Below are 16371 nucleotides of genomic sequence, written 5' to 3'. Positions count from 1 at the left end.
CTCAGAGTGAACCCGGAGGGTGGCGACATGGAGAAGGAACTGAGTTCGAAGGCCCTGATCAACGGCAAGGAGCGCCGTGCGGCACGCAGCAAGCCGAAGGGGGTTTCGACGGGGCTGGGCCTGGAGCGCTACTTCACGACGCCGGGCGTGGACCCCGCGGACGAGCTGGCGTGGGAGTACCGCAGCGCGAGCATCACCGGTGAGGACGGCAAGGCCGTCTTCGAGCAGAAGAACATCGAGGTCCCCCGCTCCTGGTCGATGCTGGCCACCAACGTCGTGGCCTCGAAGTATTTCCGCGGCACGCCGGGCACGCCCGAGCGCGAGACGAGCGTGCGCAAGCTGGTGGCGCGCGTGGTGGACACCCTCACCCGCTGGGGCGTGGAGGGCGGCTACTTCGCCACGGACGTGGACAAGGAGACCTTCCACGCCGAGCTGACGCACCTGCTCCTGCGCCAGAAGGCCTCGTTCAACTCCCCCGTCTGGTTCAACGTCGGCGTGGAGGCGCAGCCCCAGTGCTCGGCGTGCTTCATCAACAGCGTGGATGACTCCATGGAGTCCATCCTCACGCTCGCCCGTACGGAGGGCATGCTCTTCAAGTACGGCAGCGGCACCGGCAGCAACCTCTCCACCATCCGGGGCAGCAAGGAGCTGCTCGCGGGCGGAGGCACCGCGTCCGGCCCGGTGTCGTTCATGCGCGGCTTCGACGCCTTCGCCGGCGTCATCAAGAGCGGCGGCAAGACGCGCCGCGCGGCGAAGATGGTCATCCTCAACGCGGACCACCCGGACGTGCTCGAGTTCATCCGCTGCAAGTCCGCCGAGGAGAAGAAGGCCTGGGCCCTCATCGAGGCCGGGTATGACCCGTCCTTCAACGGTGAGGCCTATGCCTCGGTGTTCTTCCAGAACTCCAACAACTCCGTGCGCGTCACCGACGACTTCATGAAGGCCGTCGTCTCGGATGGCCCCTGGCAGACGCGCGCCGTGCGCGACGGCTCTCCCCTGGACACCTACCGGGCGCGCGACGTGTTCCGCGAGATCGCCGAGGCCGCGCACCTGTGCGGTGACCCGGGCATGCAGTTCGACACCACCGTCAACGGCTGGCACACGTGCTCGACCACCGCGCGCATCAACGCGTCGAATCCGTGCTCCGAGTACATGTTCCTGGACGATTCGGCGTGCAACCTGGCGTCGCTGAACCTGATGCACTTCCGCGACATCGCGGGTGACTTCGACGTGGCCGCCTTCAAGCACGCCGTCGACGTCATGCTCATGGCGCAGGAGATCATCGTCGGCTTCTCGCGCTACCCCACCGAGCGCATCGCCAAGAACAGCCACGACTACCGGCCGCTGGGGCTGGGCTTCGCGAACCTGGGCGCGCTGCTGATGGCGTCGGGCCTGCCGTATGACTCGGACGCGGGCCGCAACTACGCGGCCGCCATCACCTCGCTGATGTGCGGTGAGGCCTACGCGATGAGCGCGCGACTGGCCGAGAAGCAGGGCCCCTTCGCCGGCTACGCGAAGAACGCCGAGCCCATGCTCGGTGTCATCCGCAAGCACCGCAAGGCCGCCTACAGCGTCCCCCAGGCGGGCGTCACGGCCGACCTGCACGCCGCGCAGAAGGCCGCGTGGGACTCGGCGCTCGCCCTCGGTGAGGTCCATGGATTCCGCAACAGCCAGGTCACCGTGCTCGCCCCCACCGGCACCATCGGCTTCATGATGGACTGCGACACCACCGGCATCGAGCCCGACATCGCGCTCATCAAGTACAAGAAGCTGGTCGGCGGCGGGATGCTGAAGATCGTCAACCAGACGGTGCCGCAGGCGCTCGAGAAGCTGGGCTACCCCCAGACGCAGGCCCAGGACATCGTCGCCGCCCTGGACAAGGCCGACACCATCGAGGGCGCTCCCCACCTCAAGCCCGAGCACCTGTCCGTCTTCGACTGCGCCTTCAAGCCCGCCAACGGCTCTCGCAGCATCCACTGGATGGGCCACATCCAGATGATGGAGGCCTGCCAGCCCTTCCTCTCCGGCGCCATCTCCAAGACCGTCAACATGCCCTCGGACTCCACCGTGGAGGACATCGAGAAGGCGTACATGGAGTCGTGGAAGCGCGGCCTGAAGGCCGTCGCCGTCTACCGCGATGGTTGCAAGCGCACCCAGCCGCTCAACACGTCGAAGGCCGGCGTGAAGGACACGCGCAAGGCCGAGGCGGCCCCCGTGGTGGAGCCGGCCGTGAAGCCGGAGCCTCGCGCGGTGCGCCGTCGCCTGCCGGACGAGCGCCGCTCCATCACCCACAAGTTCTCGATTGGCGGCCACGAGGGGTACCTCACGGTCGGCATGTACGAGGATGGCTCGCCGGGCGAGCTGTTCATCGTCATGGCGAAGGAGGGCTCGGTGGTCAGCGGGTTGATGGACAGCTTCGCCACCAGCATCTCCCTGGCGCTCCAGTACGGCGTCCCGCTGAAGGTCATGGTGGACAAGCTGAGCCACACCCGCTTCGAGCCGAGCGGCTTCACGGGCAACCCCGCCATCCCCATCGCCAAGTCCATCACCGACTACATCTTCCGGTGGCTCGAGCTGAAGTTCCTGCCGAGCGAGGACCTGGTGGAGGACGCGGTCCTGTCTCCCGCGGAGGGCGCGTCCAAGCAGCCCGCCCTGCCCGCCCAGGCGGCCTCGTTGTCGCTCCCGTCGACGAACACGCGCGCGACGTGGCTCAACCAGGCGGATGCCCCGCCCTGCCACACCTGCGGCGCCATCATGGTCCGCAGTGGCGCTTGCTATAAGTGCGGCAACTGCGGCGCGACCAGCGGCTGCAGCTGAACCTCACGCGATGAGCTGAAGCACTCGAGGGCTCCGGAGCGCTGCTTCCGGGGCCCTCGCTGTTCTCGCGCTCGCGGCGGCGGCCACGCGGGTGGCGCGGTACGCCCGCCGTGCCCACTTGGGGCGCGAGGTCCGTGGATGCGGGACCTCGCGCGGGAGCGGACGATGCGTGGCTCAGTCCGCCCGGGTCGCGGGCAGCCGGTCGTAGACCTCCGAAGCCTTCGCGGACACTCGCGTCAGCTCGTCGAGCGTCGTGGCGGCCACCTGCGCGCCTCCCGAATCCGCGACGACGAACGCCACGGGACGCCCACGGGCGCGGATGGGGACGACGAGCAGGTGTGACGTGGGCCCACCGAGCGCGGCGAAGATGGCCTCGTCCTGGACGCAGGACGGAGCATCGAAGCTGCTGGGCCCCAGCTGGCCGAGCGCGGACACGAGCAGCGACGGGGCCTCCAGGTCCACCTTGAGCGAGGCCACCGCGGGGCTGTCACTCCCCGGCCCCCATGCATGGCCGACGCGCACGAGCCCGAAACTCTCCCCGAGCAGGAAGGCTCGCTGGAATCGACCCGCGCAGTAGGCGATCAACACCTTGCCGAGCACGCCTTGTGAGCCGACGTCATCGAGCGCCGTGAGGACCTGGTCCGCGGAGACCCTGGGGCCGTCGGGGCTCGCGTCTGGAGTGGACTCGTCCGCGGCGGCCAGCAGCGTCGTCAGTGCCTCCGAGGGAGCACGGGCCTGGGGCTGCCAGGGCTGCTGGATGAAGTCCCAGGCGGAGGCGAGGGGAAGCTCCGTGGTGGCGCCCGCTGGCGCCGCCGGACGAGCGTTGCCCTCGAGGTCCACCGCGCGGTCCTCCCACGTGTTCTCCACGGAGTGACCGATGGTTCCGTTGCCTTCGGCCCCCTGCCACCCGACGAACTCCCACGTGGACGCGAGCTGCATCGGCGCATCGTCCGCCGCTGGAAGTTCGTCCAACTCGATGGCCGCGCGGCGCTGCGGGACGGGCCTGGGGGGCGGCGCCGAGGGCGTGGGCTCCGCGTCGGGCACCTGGGGCTCGCGCAGGGCAATCACCTCGGCGCCCGAGTGGGGACTGGGTGACGGTGGATCCACGGGAGCCGAAGCCACGGTCGCGGAGCCGGAGGACTCACCGTGGGATGCGAGCATCGTGCCCGCGGCCTCGAGGGTCAGGGTCTCCCCCACGTCGCCCTCGACGGGCACGGAGGACGACGCACCCGAGTCAATCGCGGAGGCGGGCGTGTCCTGGGCAACCGGGCTCGCGTCACCGAGCGTTGCCTTCATGAGCTTCCAGTGTTCGACCGACGGCGCTTCCGTGCTGTCGGATGCGGCGGCGCCCGAGTGCTCGGCCTCGGGGACCTCCGGTGACGACGGGACCTCGGAGTGAGGCTTCACCTCGGTTTCGTCGAGGTAGGCCACCGCGGAGGACGACTGGACCTCGGGAGCGCTCGACGTCTCCGCGTTGCGCGTCTCTGTCGCGTCGTTCGATAGCGCGGCGGTCTGGAGCGCTCGTGCAGCCGACCCGGTGGTCGATGTGAGAGGCACCTCAGGCGCTGCGCTGACATCGGACTGCGCGGAGATGGAAGGGGCATCAACGCTCGGCTCGAGCGTGGAGACCTCGCTGGAAGACCGCGCGACGGTTTGGGACGACTCGTCGACAGCTCGGCGCTCTTCCGGCGGGGTCCTCACCTCTCGCGCGGCAGGCTCCACATCCACGGAAGCCCCCGTGACCTTCGACTCCGGCTGCGCGACATCACCCCAGTCATCAAGCGGGCTCGCGTCCTGGCCGGTGATGCGGCCGTCCGCCCCGGAGACACCCTCCGCCACGGGACGCGCGGAAGGCGCACGGTCGGAAGCCGCGGCGCTCGAATCGACCTCGACCGTCTGGAGCGAACTGCCCTGTGCTGTCTGCGATTCGACCGCGAACGGCGCGGAGGCAATCACCGAGGCGAGGGCCACGTCCGAAACCGTCTCGACATCAGCTGGTGCGGCCCCGTCCAGCGTCGGCACATCGGAGCCCGTGGTGGACGGCGCCACCACCGCGCCCTCCCCGACGTCTTCAGGAGTGGAGAGCCGAACCGCCTCGGCATCCTCGGACGACGATGCGGCTGCGTCCTTGTCCGCGGGAGCGACGTGTTCCTCCAGTCGGGCAGGGACCGGCACATCGGTCGTCGCAGCCGCGCCCTCTCCTTCGAGCGGGTGGGCCGCGCGCGACGTGGCACCGGCCTCATGCGATGAGGCGGGCTCGACCCCATCGACCTGCGCGTTATCACGTGCCTCGATGCGTTCGTCCGCCACACGGGGTTGCGCGAGGTGCGTCTGCGCTCCGCTCAACGGCTCGGGGTGCTGGGCGACGGTCTCGTGCGAGGCGACTTCGCCGCTCGGCGCAGGCTCAGTTCGAGCACCCGCGTCACCCTCACTCCACGGTGACCCGGAGACGTCGGACGTCGTGGCCTGCGGCGACTTCTCCGCGGCACGTTCCCCAGGAGGGAGCTCCTCCCCGGACACGTCCCCCCGTGTCAGGTCGCTCGCGGCTTCGACGTTCAGCGCTGGAGCCGAGCCCGATGCCGTCGGAGGACTCGCTGCGGCGGCCGCATCGTCCAGACCCTGCGTGTTCGACGACGCGAGCCCCGCCACTTGCGCAGGTCCATCGTCGAGAGCACCGAGCGCCGCTGGAGAGACGTCACGTGCGTCTGCCTCGCGAACCGACGAAACCTCGGAGGCATCCGCGGCCTTCGCCGGCCCATCGTCGAGAGCGCTGTGCCCCGCTTGAGGGACCCCAGGTGCTCCACCCTCACGAACCGCGGAGACCTCGGAGCCATCCGAGGCTTGCGCCTGACTGCCTTCGCGAGCGCTGAGCACCTCGCTGGAGACTTCGAGCGCGCCTCCATCGAGGACCGCTCCGGCCACGGAGGCATCCGGGCCCGAAGCGGACTGGCTGTCCTCCGTGGAGAGAATCTCCGGACCCGACTCAGACTCCACGCGCGCATCGAGCGCGCTCGGAGGAGCCTGCGAGACATCGCCGACCGAAGGCGTTGCGGGTCCGATGCTCGACGGAACGGAGCTGGCGGCGGCGTGCGGTGGCGCTCCTCTTGGCGCCATCCCCGGAGGTTGTGGCGCGGCGATTCCCTTCATGCCCGGAGGCGGCTGCGGCCCCATCGACGGACGCGGCGCTGCACCGCCCACGTCGGGAGTCATGCCGCCCATGGGCTGGGGCGGACGCACCGTTCCTGGAGGCGGTGGCGCTCCGGGTCCTCCGGACATCGAGGGAGGTCGTCCCCCTTGCATTCCGGGAGGCATCGCACCGTGCGGTGGTCCGGGGACCGTGGGGAAGCCCGTTCCCGAGGGAGGGCGCGCACCCGACATGCCTGGAGGCACGGGGCCTTGTGGGGCCCCCATGCTCGGCATGCCCGGGTTCGAAGGACGCGTCCCCGCGCCCCCCGGAGGCACCGGCCCCTGCGGTCCCGGACCGCCCGCTCCCAGCGGAGGACGAGGTCCCATCCCAGGAGGCACGGGCCCGGGCACCGTGGGAACTCCCGTACGCGACGGAGGCCGTGCCCCCGTCATCCCAGGAGGCACGGGCCCCGACGGAGGCCGAGCGTTCATCATCCCAGGAGGTGCGGAGCCTGGCCCCCCCATCGACCCCGGAGCAGGCGCGGTCCCAGGCATCGGCGGCGCCCCTGGTCCCGGAGGCGGCCCGCCCACGCCCTGCGCGGGTCTCGCCACCATTCCAGGCGGCAGCCCCTGACCTCCCGCTCCGGGTCCACCCGGAACAGGAGGCCCTCCCTGAACGGAAGGCATGCCGCTGCTCGACGGAGGCCGGGCCCCCATCATTCCAGGGGGCCCACCAGGTCCACCAGCGACAGGTCCACCTCCAGGCGCCCTGGGCGGGACAGCCCCCTGCACCGAGGGCACTCCACTGCTCGAGGGAGGACGCGCGCCTGGCATCCCAGGCGGCCCCACGGGGCCCGGTCCACCCGGCATCCCAGGAGGCACAGGACCAGGAACCACGGCCGTGCCCGCGCTCGACGGAGGTCTCGCTCCGCTCATCCCTGGAGGAACAGGTCCCTGCGCACCGGACACGACGGGAATCCCCACCCCCGACGGCCGGGCACTTGCGAGCCCCGGCGGGACAGCCCCTGGGCCCCCCGGCGCGCCGGTGTTCGGAGGAGGCCTTGCGCCTGGCGCGGCGGCCGGTCCCCATCCCGGTGACGCAGGCGGCTTCGCGCCTTGAGGCGCCGCGGACGGAGCCACCACCGGAGCGCCCAGGCCCGGCTGCGGCCGCGCTCCCGGTCCCGCCACGGGCCCCGGAGGCACCGTCCCCTGCGTCGCCACGGCCGGCTCGGCAATGCCACCCGCGGCAGCGGACGGCCGCGCCGCAGCCCCCATCCCCGAAGGAATCCCACCCTGCGGTCCCGAGGCAGCGGCCTCCACGACTCCACCGGGAGCAGACGGCGGTCGCGCGGCCATCGCCGGAGACACCGGCGCCTGCGGCTCCACGGGTGCGCCTCCGGCTCCAGGTCCACGAACCGGAGGCAGCCCCGCGCCACCAGGCCCCGCCGCCCGGGCCAACCCCGGAGGTTGGACCGGAGACCACTGCCCCGCGGACTGTCGCGACACCATGCCCGGCGGTTGAGCGGATTGTCCCCCCTGTCCCTCGGGGTTGCCGGCGAGCACCGGGCTCCTCGGGGCGGGAGTCTCCACCACCTCCTCCATCACCCCTTCGAGCACCTCCTCGGTGTCCACCACATCGAGCTCCTCGGTGGGCTCGATCTCCTCCGCCGCCTCGAACTCCTCCTCGGGTTCGATCTCCTCCGCCTCCTCAATCGGCGTGGGAGGAATCGCCGGAGCCAGCCGAGGCGGCTCCGCCGGCGCGAGCCGAGGCGGAGGCCCCGACGGCCGAGCCCCTCGCGCCGCGTCCACGGACGCCAACTGGGGCGGCCCCGGAGGCCGGGCCGACGCCGCGGGCCCCAGCACGGGTGGCCCGGACTTCGTCACCACCGCCGCGGGCGCCTCCGACGCATCCCCCAGCAGCCCCCCCGTTGGCGCCAGCACCGGGCTCGCTCCCGTCCACGGCGTCTCTTCCGTCGTCGCGTCGTCGGAGTCGTCACTCAGGAACTGCCCGGGCGCCAATCCACCGAACATCCCCTCCGTCCCCGGAGCGGCCCGCACGGGCGCGGGCGGGGGCGGAGACTCGGGCTGCTCCACCACCCCGCCCCGCGTCTGCACGGGCGGGGCCGCGGGACGAGGCGGCGGCGCCGGAGCCAACCGCCGGGCCGTCGCCATGCTCAACGAGCGCGACTCGCGCCGGATGCCATAGCGCTGGGCCTGGTAGTGGAACAGCCGCAGCTCGGGCGTGATGTGCGGGAGGATTCGCAGGCCCGTGATGAACCCCAGCGCGTCCGTGTGCTGGATTTCGAAGGGGCTCGCCATGGCCACCCTCAGCCGGCGCCCCTCCTGTCCCAGCGGGAAGGCCAGGTGCTTCTCCGCGAGCGCCGCCGGAAGCAACGTGAGCGTCGCGTCCGTGACGGCCTCGAAGTCGGCCTCCTGCGCCACCGGGTAGCGGGTCTGCTCCCCCAGCACCATCGCCAGGGTGTCGATGTCCAGCATCTCCAGCTCGACGAGGATGGAGCCCAGCCGCCCACCGTAGATGAGCTGTGCCTTCAGGGCTTCGTCGAGCTGCGCCTGCGAGAGGAGGCCCTTGCGGACCAGGATTGCTCCGAGCTTTTCGGCCATGCCTCCCGGAGTCTAGACGGCTTCGCCCCACACCGGACCGGCCCCCGTGCGCCCTCGCGTCATTTCGCCCAGGTCCGCGGGTACCTCGCACACAACCCGGCGGCAACAATCGCGCTCCGTGTGAAATCAGACGGGCGCCCAACCTGCCTGCCCTCCCCCCGAGACAGTGTCAGTTCCGCGTCCAGGACCCTTGCTCCCGGCAAACGCCGCCAGGCCCACATCCCATCGCCTTGTTGCAACCGGGTACTCAACTGCGAGTCGGGGCCCTACGTGACTGCCGCTATAACGGTGCGTGCAGCCCACGCTGCGAAGTCCCATCCCCTGCAGGAGAACCGATGAAACGATTCCAGCTCGCAGGTCTCGTCGCCGCGCTGTCGCTCAGCGCGCCGGCGGCGCTGGCCTCGGCGCCCGTGTGTGAGGCGACCGTGTCGCCCGCCTCCCAGCGCGCCACGAAGGTCGGCGAAGACGTGCACCGGCGTTTCGAGTCGGCCCATCCCTACGCCACCCCGGAGCTGCGCACACGAAGCGGTCCGCTCCACACCGACGTCATCACCCACCCGGGCGCCGCGTACATCGCCGCGCACTTCGAGCGGCTGGAGCTGGCGGAGGGCGACTTCGTCGTGGTGCGCGCCCCGGACGGCTCCCGCGCCAAGCGCTACGACAACCGCCACCCGGGCGCGCGCGACGGCTTCTGGGCCCTGCACATCCCCGGCGACACGGCCATCATCGAGCTGCACAGCGCCGACCACCCCGGCCGCCAGGGCATCCTGAACCAGTACGGCTACAGCATCGACCGGTTCGCGCGCGGCTACACCAACCAGGAGATGGGCTTCACCTCCGAGCTGAACAAGGCCGTCTGTGGCGCGGACGACTCGCGCTGGGCGCCCTGTTACGCCGCCAGCGACCCCACCCTCTATGGCCGCGCCCGCCCCGTGGCGCGCCTGCTCATCGGCGGCTCCAGCGCGTGCACCGGTTGGCTCGTGGGCAGCCAGGGTCACGTCATGACGAACCAGCACTGCATCGCCACCGCGAGCGACGCGCAGAACACCGACTTCGAGTTCATGGCGGAGGGCGCCAGCTGCGCCACGAGCTGCGGCAGCTGGTTCGGCTGCCCCGGCCACGTCATCTCCGGCGGCACCCTGGTCCAGGCGGACGCGCCCCGTGACTACGCGCTGGTACGGCTGGCGGTGAATCCCACCAACAGCTTCGGCTACCTCCAGCTTCGCGGCTCGGGCGCGGTGGTGAACGAGCGCATCTACGTCCCGCAGCACCCCGCCGGGTACGGGAAGAAGATCGCCGTCGCCTCCACGGACGCCTCGGACGCGTCCGGCTTCGCGGAGGTCTACAGCCTCAACGAGCCGTCCTGCCAGTCCGGCGGCCCCAACGACGTGGGCTACTTCGCGGACACACAGGGCGGCTCCTCGGGCTCCCCCGTGATTGGCCATGGCGACCACCTGGTGGTGTCGCTGCACCACTGCGCCAACTGCCCCAACCGCGGCGTCCCCATCCAGGCCGTCATCAGCCACCTGGGAGCGAACCTGCCCACGTGCGCCCTGCCCGCCGCCGGCTGCCCCAACCCCAACGGCGACGGCACGCCGCCCCCGGAGGAGCCGCCTCCGCCGGCCAACTCCTTCGCGTACACGGCCTCCAACACCAACGACGCCCAGCAGAACACGACGAACAAGCGCATCGCCCTCACCGCCGGCCAGACGCTCACCGTGGCCACCTGCGGCCTGACGGGAGCGAAGACCTCCGGGGACACCTATCTGCGCCTGCACAACCCGTCCGGCGCCTCCGTGGCCGCCAACGACGACGCCTGTGGAGGCCGCGGCTCCAGCATCACCCACGTCGCCACCGTCACCGGAGAGTACGAGGTGCGCGCGGGCTGCTACGCCAACGGGAGCTGCGGCGGCACCGTGGTGTGGGAGGTCTCCGGCGGAGGCAATCCCCCCACGCCCCCCACCTCCGGCACCTTCCAGTACAACGGGACGAACACCGACAGCGCCCAGCGCAACACCACCAACCGGGATGTCGTCGTCGCCGCGGGCCAGACGCTCCTGGTGGCCACCTGCGGCCTGCCGAACACGTCCTTCAGCGGGGACACCTTCCTGCGCCTCTACGGCAACGGGGCGCAGGTCGCGGCGAACGATGACGCGTGCGGGGGCCGGGGCTCCAGCGTGAGCTACACCGCCACCGCCAACGGCACGGTCCAGATTCGCGCGGGCTGCTACACCAGCGGGACCTGCAGCGGCACGGTGGTCTGGAACCTCCAGTAGCGCGGGTCCGGTTCCACGGCGCGTCGGGCCCTCGGATTTCCACGGCCCGACGCGGCCCCGGGCCTCGGATTTCCGAGGCCCGCTCGCCCTCCCGACGTCAGTAGGCGTTCTTCGAGAGGAAGCCGCCCAGCGCGGTGCGCACGAGGATCTTCAGGTCCATCAGGAGCGACCAGTTCTCGATGTAGTACAGGTCGTACTCGATGCGCTTCTCGATGCACGTCTGGCCGCGCAGGCCGTTGATCTGCGCCCAGCCGGTGATGCCCGCCTTCACCTTGTGCCGCAGGTGGTAGCGCGGAATCTGGCGCTTGAACTCCTCGATGAAGACGGGGCGCTCGGGGCGAGGGCCCACGAGGCTCATGTCCCCCGTCAGCACGTTGAAGAACTGCGGCAGCTCATCCAGCGAGTACTTGCGCAGGAACGTGCCGATGACGGTGCGGCGCGGGTCGTCCTTGCGCGCCATCATCGCCCCGGAGTGCTCGGCGTCCACGCGCATGGTGCGGAACTTGAGGATGGAGAAGGTGCGCCCGTCCATCCCCATGCGCTCCTGGCGATAGAGCACCGGCCCGCGGCTGGTCAGCCGCACGGCGATCGCGGTGGCCAGGATGAGCGGCGAGGTGGCGAGGATGGCCAGGAGCGAGAAGAGGATGTCGAACGCCCGCTTGGCCACCCGGCTCCAGCCCTCCATCGGGTCGCCCTGCAGCCGGATGATGGGCAGGCCGCCGAACTCCTCCAGGCCGCCATACAGGGTGATGTACTGGTAGAGGTCCGGGACGACGCGGACGTCCACGGTGCGCAGCGCCAGCTGCTCCATGAGCTGCTTGACGTGGGCCTGCTCCTGCAGCGGCAGCGCGAGGATGACCTGGTCCACCGGGTGCGCGTCCAGCACGCGCTCCACGTCGCCCACGTGGCCAATCACGCGCACGCCGTTGACGTACTGGCCCACCTTCTCCGGCCGCAGCGACAGAAGGCCCGTCACCCGGAAGCCCAGCTCCTTGTGGACCTCCACCGTCTCCACCACGCGCTGCCCCAGCTCCCCCGCGCCGATGACGAGGATGGACTTCAGGTTGTGGCCCCGCCGGCGCACCTCGCTGAGCACGTAGCGGAACGCCAGCCGGCTGCACGTGACCAGCACGAAGGCGTAGACGACGAAGATGACCAGCGTCAGGCGCGAGTAGCGCTCGCGCACGAAGTAGGTCACCGCCACCAGGATGAGCGTCGCGGTGATGGTGGACTTGAAGACCTCGAACACCTCACCGGTGTTCGTCCGGGAGCGGATGGCCGCGTACAGCCGCGACTGCTTGAAGGTCACCGGGAAGATGACCAGCAGCATCAGCAGGAAGACGAACGAGTCCTCCCAGGGAGGGATGCCCTCCGTGACGGGGACGATGCCCGAGAACCGCGTGGCGTACGCCAAGGCGAACGCCAGCGCGAGCATCACCATGTCCGCGACAACCTTGATGGACGTGTAGAAGCGCTGGAGACGACTGAACACGCCTGGACTCCTGTAACCTGGTCAACGGGGCGCCACCCCACTGCAAGACTCGCACCCTGGTCCGACGAGCACGCGTCCTGCCCGACTCCCTCTGACGAGACGGCCTCCTAACACGGAAAAACGCGTGAAACCAATGGGTTACCTCCACCCCGGCTGGACAATGGTGGGCAGAGGACACAGCCCGTCGATGAAAGACGGAGGTGGGGATGACAGCCGCGTCACACCGCCGTGGCGCGGGTTGTGGATTTCGTCGACAGGCTGAGGAGCGACTCCACTTCGCGGAGCATCGCCTGCTGGAAGGACTGGCGGCTGAAGCGCTCGGCCTGCGAGCGGGCCTCTCGGGGACTGAAGCTCGCTTCCCAGGAATCGAAGCGGCGGACGGCCTCCGACAACGACGCGGGTGTCTGTTCTGAAAAGAACAGTCCGGTGCGGCTGTTCACCGTCTCCAACGCGCCGCCCTTGGCGAAGGCGATGACGGGGCGGCCGGTGGCCTGGGCCTCCAGCGGGGTGATGCCGAAGTCCTCCTCGGGCGTGAAGATGAGGGCGCGGGCGTCCCGGTACAAGGACGGCAGGGCGTCATCGGAGACGTTGCCCAGGAAGCGGATGTTCGGCGGCGGAGCGCCGGAGGTGAGCCGCGCGGCCTCCTGGCCGGTGCCCACCACCCAGAGGGGAACGCCCAGCTCGCGGAAGGCCTCGAGCGCGATGTCCAGCCGCTTGTAGGGCGCGAAGGCGCCGAGCCACAGGAAGTATCCGCCGCGTCCCCCGCCCTCCAGCGGCGACCGGGTGAAGCGCTCCAGGTCCACCGGGGGATGCACGACGGTGGCCTCGCGCCCCCAGAAGCGCTGGAGCTTGGCGGCGACGTGGTGGCTGTTGGCCACGAAGCGGTCCACGCGCGCCGCCGAGGCACGGTCCCAGCGCCGCAGCCAGGGCCGCACCGCGTGCGCCGCCGCGCGCACGGGCAGCCGGGCGCGGCCGGGGCCGAAGTAGTCGTCGAACAAATCCCACATGTACCGCATGGGCGCGTGCACGTAGCTCAGGTGCGGCACCCCCGCGGGCGCGCGCAGGCCCTTGGCCACGCAGTGGCTGGAGGACAGCACCAGGTCGTAGTGCCCCTGGAGGCGCAGCGACTCGATGGCCCGGGGCATCAGGGGCAGCAGGTGCCGGTAGCGGCCGTGGACGCCGGGGATGTGCTGGAGGAACGAGGTGAAGATGCGCCGGGACTCGATGGCGGGGGACTGGGTGCCCGGCTGGTGGATGAGGGTGTAGATGTCCGCGTCGGGCAGTGCTTCGCAGAGCGCGTCGAGCACGCGCTCTCCCCCGCGGTGGGTGACCAACCAATCGTGGACCAGGGCGACCTTCACGAGGGCGGCTTCTAGCACCCCCCATGCCGTGCACGGCCAGCAACATGAAGCAGGTGGCTGCCTGCCCCCACGAGGGCCGCGCGTGTGGTACGCGGGAAGCGTGGCTCAAGTCCTCCTCGACCTGCGCATGGTGCGCGGCCGGCTGCATGGAATCGCTCGCTACGCGCTGGAGCTGGCGCGACGTGTGCCGCTCCTCGCGCCGGACCTGCGCTTCTCCGCGCTGGTGCCACCCGAGGGGCTCCCCTCGGACCTGGGGGTGCTCGCGCCCCGGATCCCGCTGCACCGCTCGCTCGCGGGCTTCCTCTCGCCGGTGGAGCAGGCCGCGCTGGCGGCGGAGCTGACGAAGCTGTCACCGGACGTCTTCCACGCCACGTCGTTCTCGCTGCCGCTGTTCTGGCGCGGTCCGCTGGTCGCCACGCTGCATGATGCCAACCACGTCGCGCTCGCCCGCGAGTACACGCCGGCGCAGGCGCTCTACTACCGGCTGGTGGTGGGTCCTCGCGCGAGGCGGGCCTCGGCGCTGGTGACGGTGTCCGAGTTCTCCCGGGAGGAGCTGGCGCGACACCTGGGGCTGTCGCCCTATCGGCTGCAGGTGATCCACAACGGCGTGGACCCGAGCTTCCAGCCGCCGTCCCCGGTGGAGGCCCGCGCGTTCCGCGAGCGGCACGAGCTGCCCGCGCGCTACGTGGCCGCGGTGGGCAACGCGAAGCGGTTCAAGAACCTGGAGCTGCTGCGCCACTTCGCCGCGGACCTGCCGGTGCCCATCGTCCTGCTGGCCGGCAAGGGCGCGGTGGCGCACGAGCTGGGTCTGCACGAGAACGTCCTGGACCTCGAGGAGCTGCCCGAGTCTCAGATGCCGCTGTTCTATGGCGCCGCGGCGGCGCTGCTGTTGCCCTCGAAGTACGAGGGCTTCGGGCTGCCCGCGCTCGAGGCGATGGCGACCGGGTGCCCGGTGCTCGCGGCGGACGCGACGGCGCTGCCCGAGGTGGTGGGAGGCGCGGCGTTGAGACTGCCTCCGGATGACCCGGACGCCTGGCGCGAGGCGACGCTGCGAATCCTGCGCGACGATGCGCTGCGCTCGGAGTTGATGGAGCTGGGGCGAGAGCGCGCCGCGCGCTTCACCTGGGACGAGTGTGCTCGGCGCACCGTCGCCGTGTACCGGCGTGTCCTCGAGAACCGCGCGCCCTCCACGACCTGAGGAGTCGACCGACGTCACGCCTGCACGTCGCATCCCGCGGGCGGCGACACCTGTTCCTCACGCGGCCTCGAAGCAATTCATGGCGCGAGCCATGGAAAAGCCCTGACACACGACGACGCGCCAGGCCGAGGCAGAGCGGCGACACGCAACGCCGCTCGGACCTCACTCGTGCGCGGCGGGCGCCGGTGCGGCGGGCCGACGTGGCGAAGCGCCGCGCAGCACCCCGCTGCCCTCGCACAGCCCCAGTCCCCACACGAGCGCGAACGACAGGTGCACGCTGGAGTGGAACGGCAGGTAGTGCACGAGCGCGAGGATGTGGAAGCCCACGAACGACAGCAGCGCGCCGGTGGCCGCGATCGACCCCGCGCGGTGTCGACGGATGAGCGCCCAGCCCAACAGGCCGTGCACGGTGAGCATCAACACCAGCCCCACCAGCCCCGTCTCGGCCCACACCGTGAGCCAGAGGTTGTGCGAGTCCGTGGCCAGCAGGTCCGTGATGCCCGACTCGTCCTGCCGCGCGAGCACCGCCGCCTTGTGGTTGCCGAAGCCCACGCCCACCCAGGGGTGGTCCTGGACGAGGCTCCAACCCACCGTCATCGCCAGCTCGCGCTCGCCGCCGTAGATGTTGTCCACCGCCTTCCCCAGGCGCGCGCGCCACGCGGGAGACGCGAGCACGACGACAATCAATCCGGCGATGAGCCCCAGCCCCACCCTGCGCGCCAGGCCGCTCACGAGCAGCAACAGCGCCACCACGCTCACCATCAACGCCGCGCCGAGCGCCGCGCGCGCGAACGCGTTGTAGATGGACACCAACATGCCCAGCACCACCACGCCCGCCAGCAGCCGACGGCGCGCGACCTCGGAGCCTCCGAGGATGGCCAGCGCGGGCCCCAGCGCGGCGATGGCGCCGTGCGCGAAGCGCAACCGGTGGAAGAAGATACCGCCCGCCGCGTAGCGCGGTGAGGCCTCCGTGCCGAAGTTCTCGTGCAGCCGGGCCAGGTTCAGCTTCAGGAACGCGGGGGGCTCCCAGGGCCAGCGCACGCGGTTCTGGAAGACGCCCAGGCCCGCCGCGAACAACCACCCGCCCAACACCGTCCCGGCAAGCGCCAACCAGGGCACCCCCACCGAGCCCACGCACGCCACCGCCGCGCCCGCCACCGAGTCGAGCACCTGCCCGTAGCGGGAGCTCCGCGGCCACGCCGCCGCCGCGCCCGTCATGAGCGCGAGCGCGGGCGACACCACCTGCCACGCGCACAAGGCCACGCTCGCCAGGACATACGCGCGCACGTCCCTGGCGAGCACGAGCCTCCGCTTCGCCAACAGCACCAGCGAGAGCAGCACCGCGGCGGACGCGGCCACCTGCAGCACGACCTCCGCCAGCACGAGTCCCACGGCCCAGGCGAGCAGCACTCCGGCCACGACGCGACGAAGAAGAATCTCCAGCCGGGGCTGGGAGGGTTGGTCCATGAGGGGGTTCAC

Annotated in this window: 7 protein-coding genes; 3 read left to right on the top strand and 4 right to left on the bottom strand. The window is 71.0% G+C overall.

The features are described 5' to 3' along the window. Positions 1 to 27 precede the first annotated feature (27 nt). Complete coding sequence (locus AC6JA9_RS18130; protein WP_223784692.1) at positions 28 to 2817, top strand: vitamin B12-dependent ribonucleotide reductase; 2790 nt, start codon at positions 28 to 30, stop codon at positions 2815 to 2817. 174 nt (positions 2818 to 2991) lie between these two features. On the opposite strand, the gene AC6JA9_RS18125 is transcribed toward AC6JA9_RS18130, so the two are convergent. Then, the gene (locus AC6JA9_RS18125; RefSeq protein WP_497960299.1) at positions 2992 to 8565 is read right to left on the bottom strand and encodes a GspE/PulE/PilB domain-containing protein; all 5574 of its coding nucleotides are present in this window, start codon (positions 8563 to 8565) and stop codon (positions 2992 to 2994) included. Positions 8566 to 8900: 335 nt separating this feature from the next. Between AC6JA9_RS18125 and AC6JA9_RS18120 the strand changes: the two genes are divergently transcribed. Then, positions 8901 to 10841 (top strand): trypsin-like peptidase domain-containing protein, encoded by a 1941-nt coding sequence (locus AC6JA9_RS18120; protein ID WP_497960298.1) that lies wholly within the window; start codon positions 8901 to 8903, stop codon positions 10839 to 10841. A gap of 97 nt (positions 10842 to 10938) precedes the next feature. Here the strand turns inward: AC6JA9_RS18120 and AC6JA9_RS18115 are convergent, their stop codons facing one another. Then, positions 10939 to 12333, bottom strand: a complete 1395-nt coding sequence (locus AC6JA9_RS18115) for an undecaprenyl-phosphate glucose phosphotransferase (protein ID WP_223750093.1) — start codon at positions 12331 to 12333, stop codon at positions 10939 to 10941. A gap of 218 nt (positions 12334 to 12551) precedes the next feature. Continuing rightward, positions 12552 to 13694 (bottom strand): glycosyltransferase, encoded by a 1143-nt coding sequence (locus AC6JA9_RS18110; RefSeq protein WP_497960296.1) that lies wholly within the window; start codon positions 13692 to 13694, stop codon positions 12552 to 12554. A gap of 82 nt (positions 13695 to 13776) precedes the next feature. Here AC6JA9_RS18110 and AC6JA9_RS18105 point away from each other — a divergent pair, with 82 nt between their 5' ends. Beyond that, positions 13777 to 14892: a glycosyltransferase family 4 protein gene (locus tag AC6JA9_RS18105; protein WP_497960295.1), complete on the top strand. Its 1116-nt coding sequence runs from the start codon at positions 13777 to 13779 to the stop codon at positions 14890 to 14892. Between the two features lie 162 nt (positions 14893 to 15054). Here AC6JA9_RS18105 and AC6JA9_RS18100 read toward each other — a convergent pair whose 3' ends face one another. Further along, positions 15055 to 16359 (bottom strand): O-antigen ligase family protein, encoded by a 1305-nt coding sequence (locus AC6JA9_RS18100; protein ID WP_497960294.1) that lies wholly within the window; start codon positions 16357 to 16359, stop codon positions 15055 to 15057. Positions 16360 to 16371: the final 12 nt, after the last annotated feature.

Source organism: Myxococcus sp. MH1 (assembly GCF_059738865.1).
This window is presented reverse-complemented; position numbering and strand designations above follow the sequence as displayed.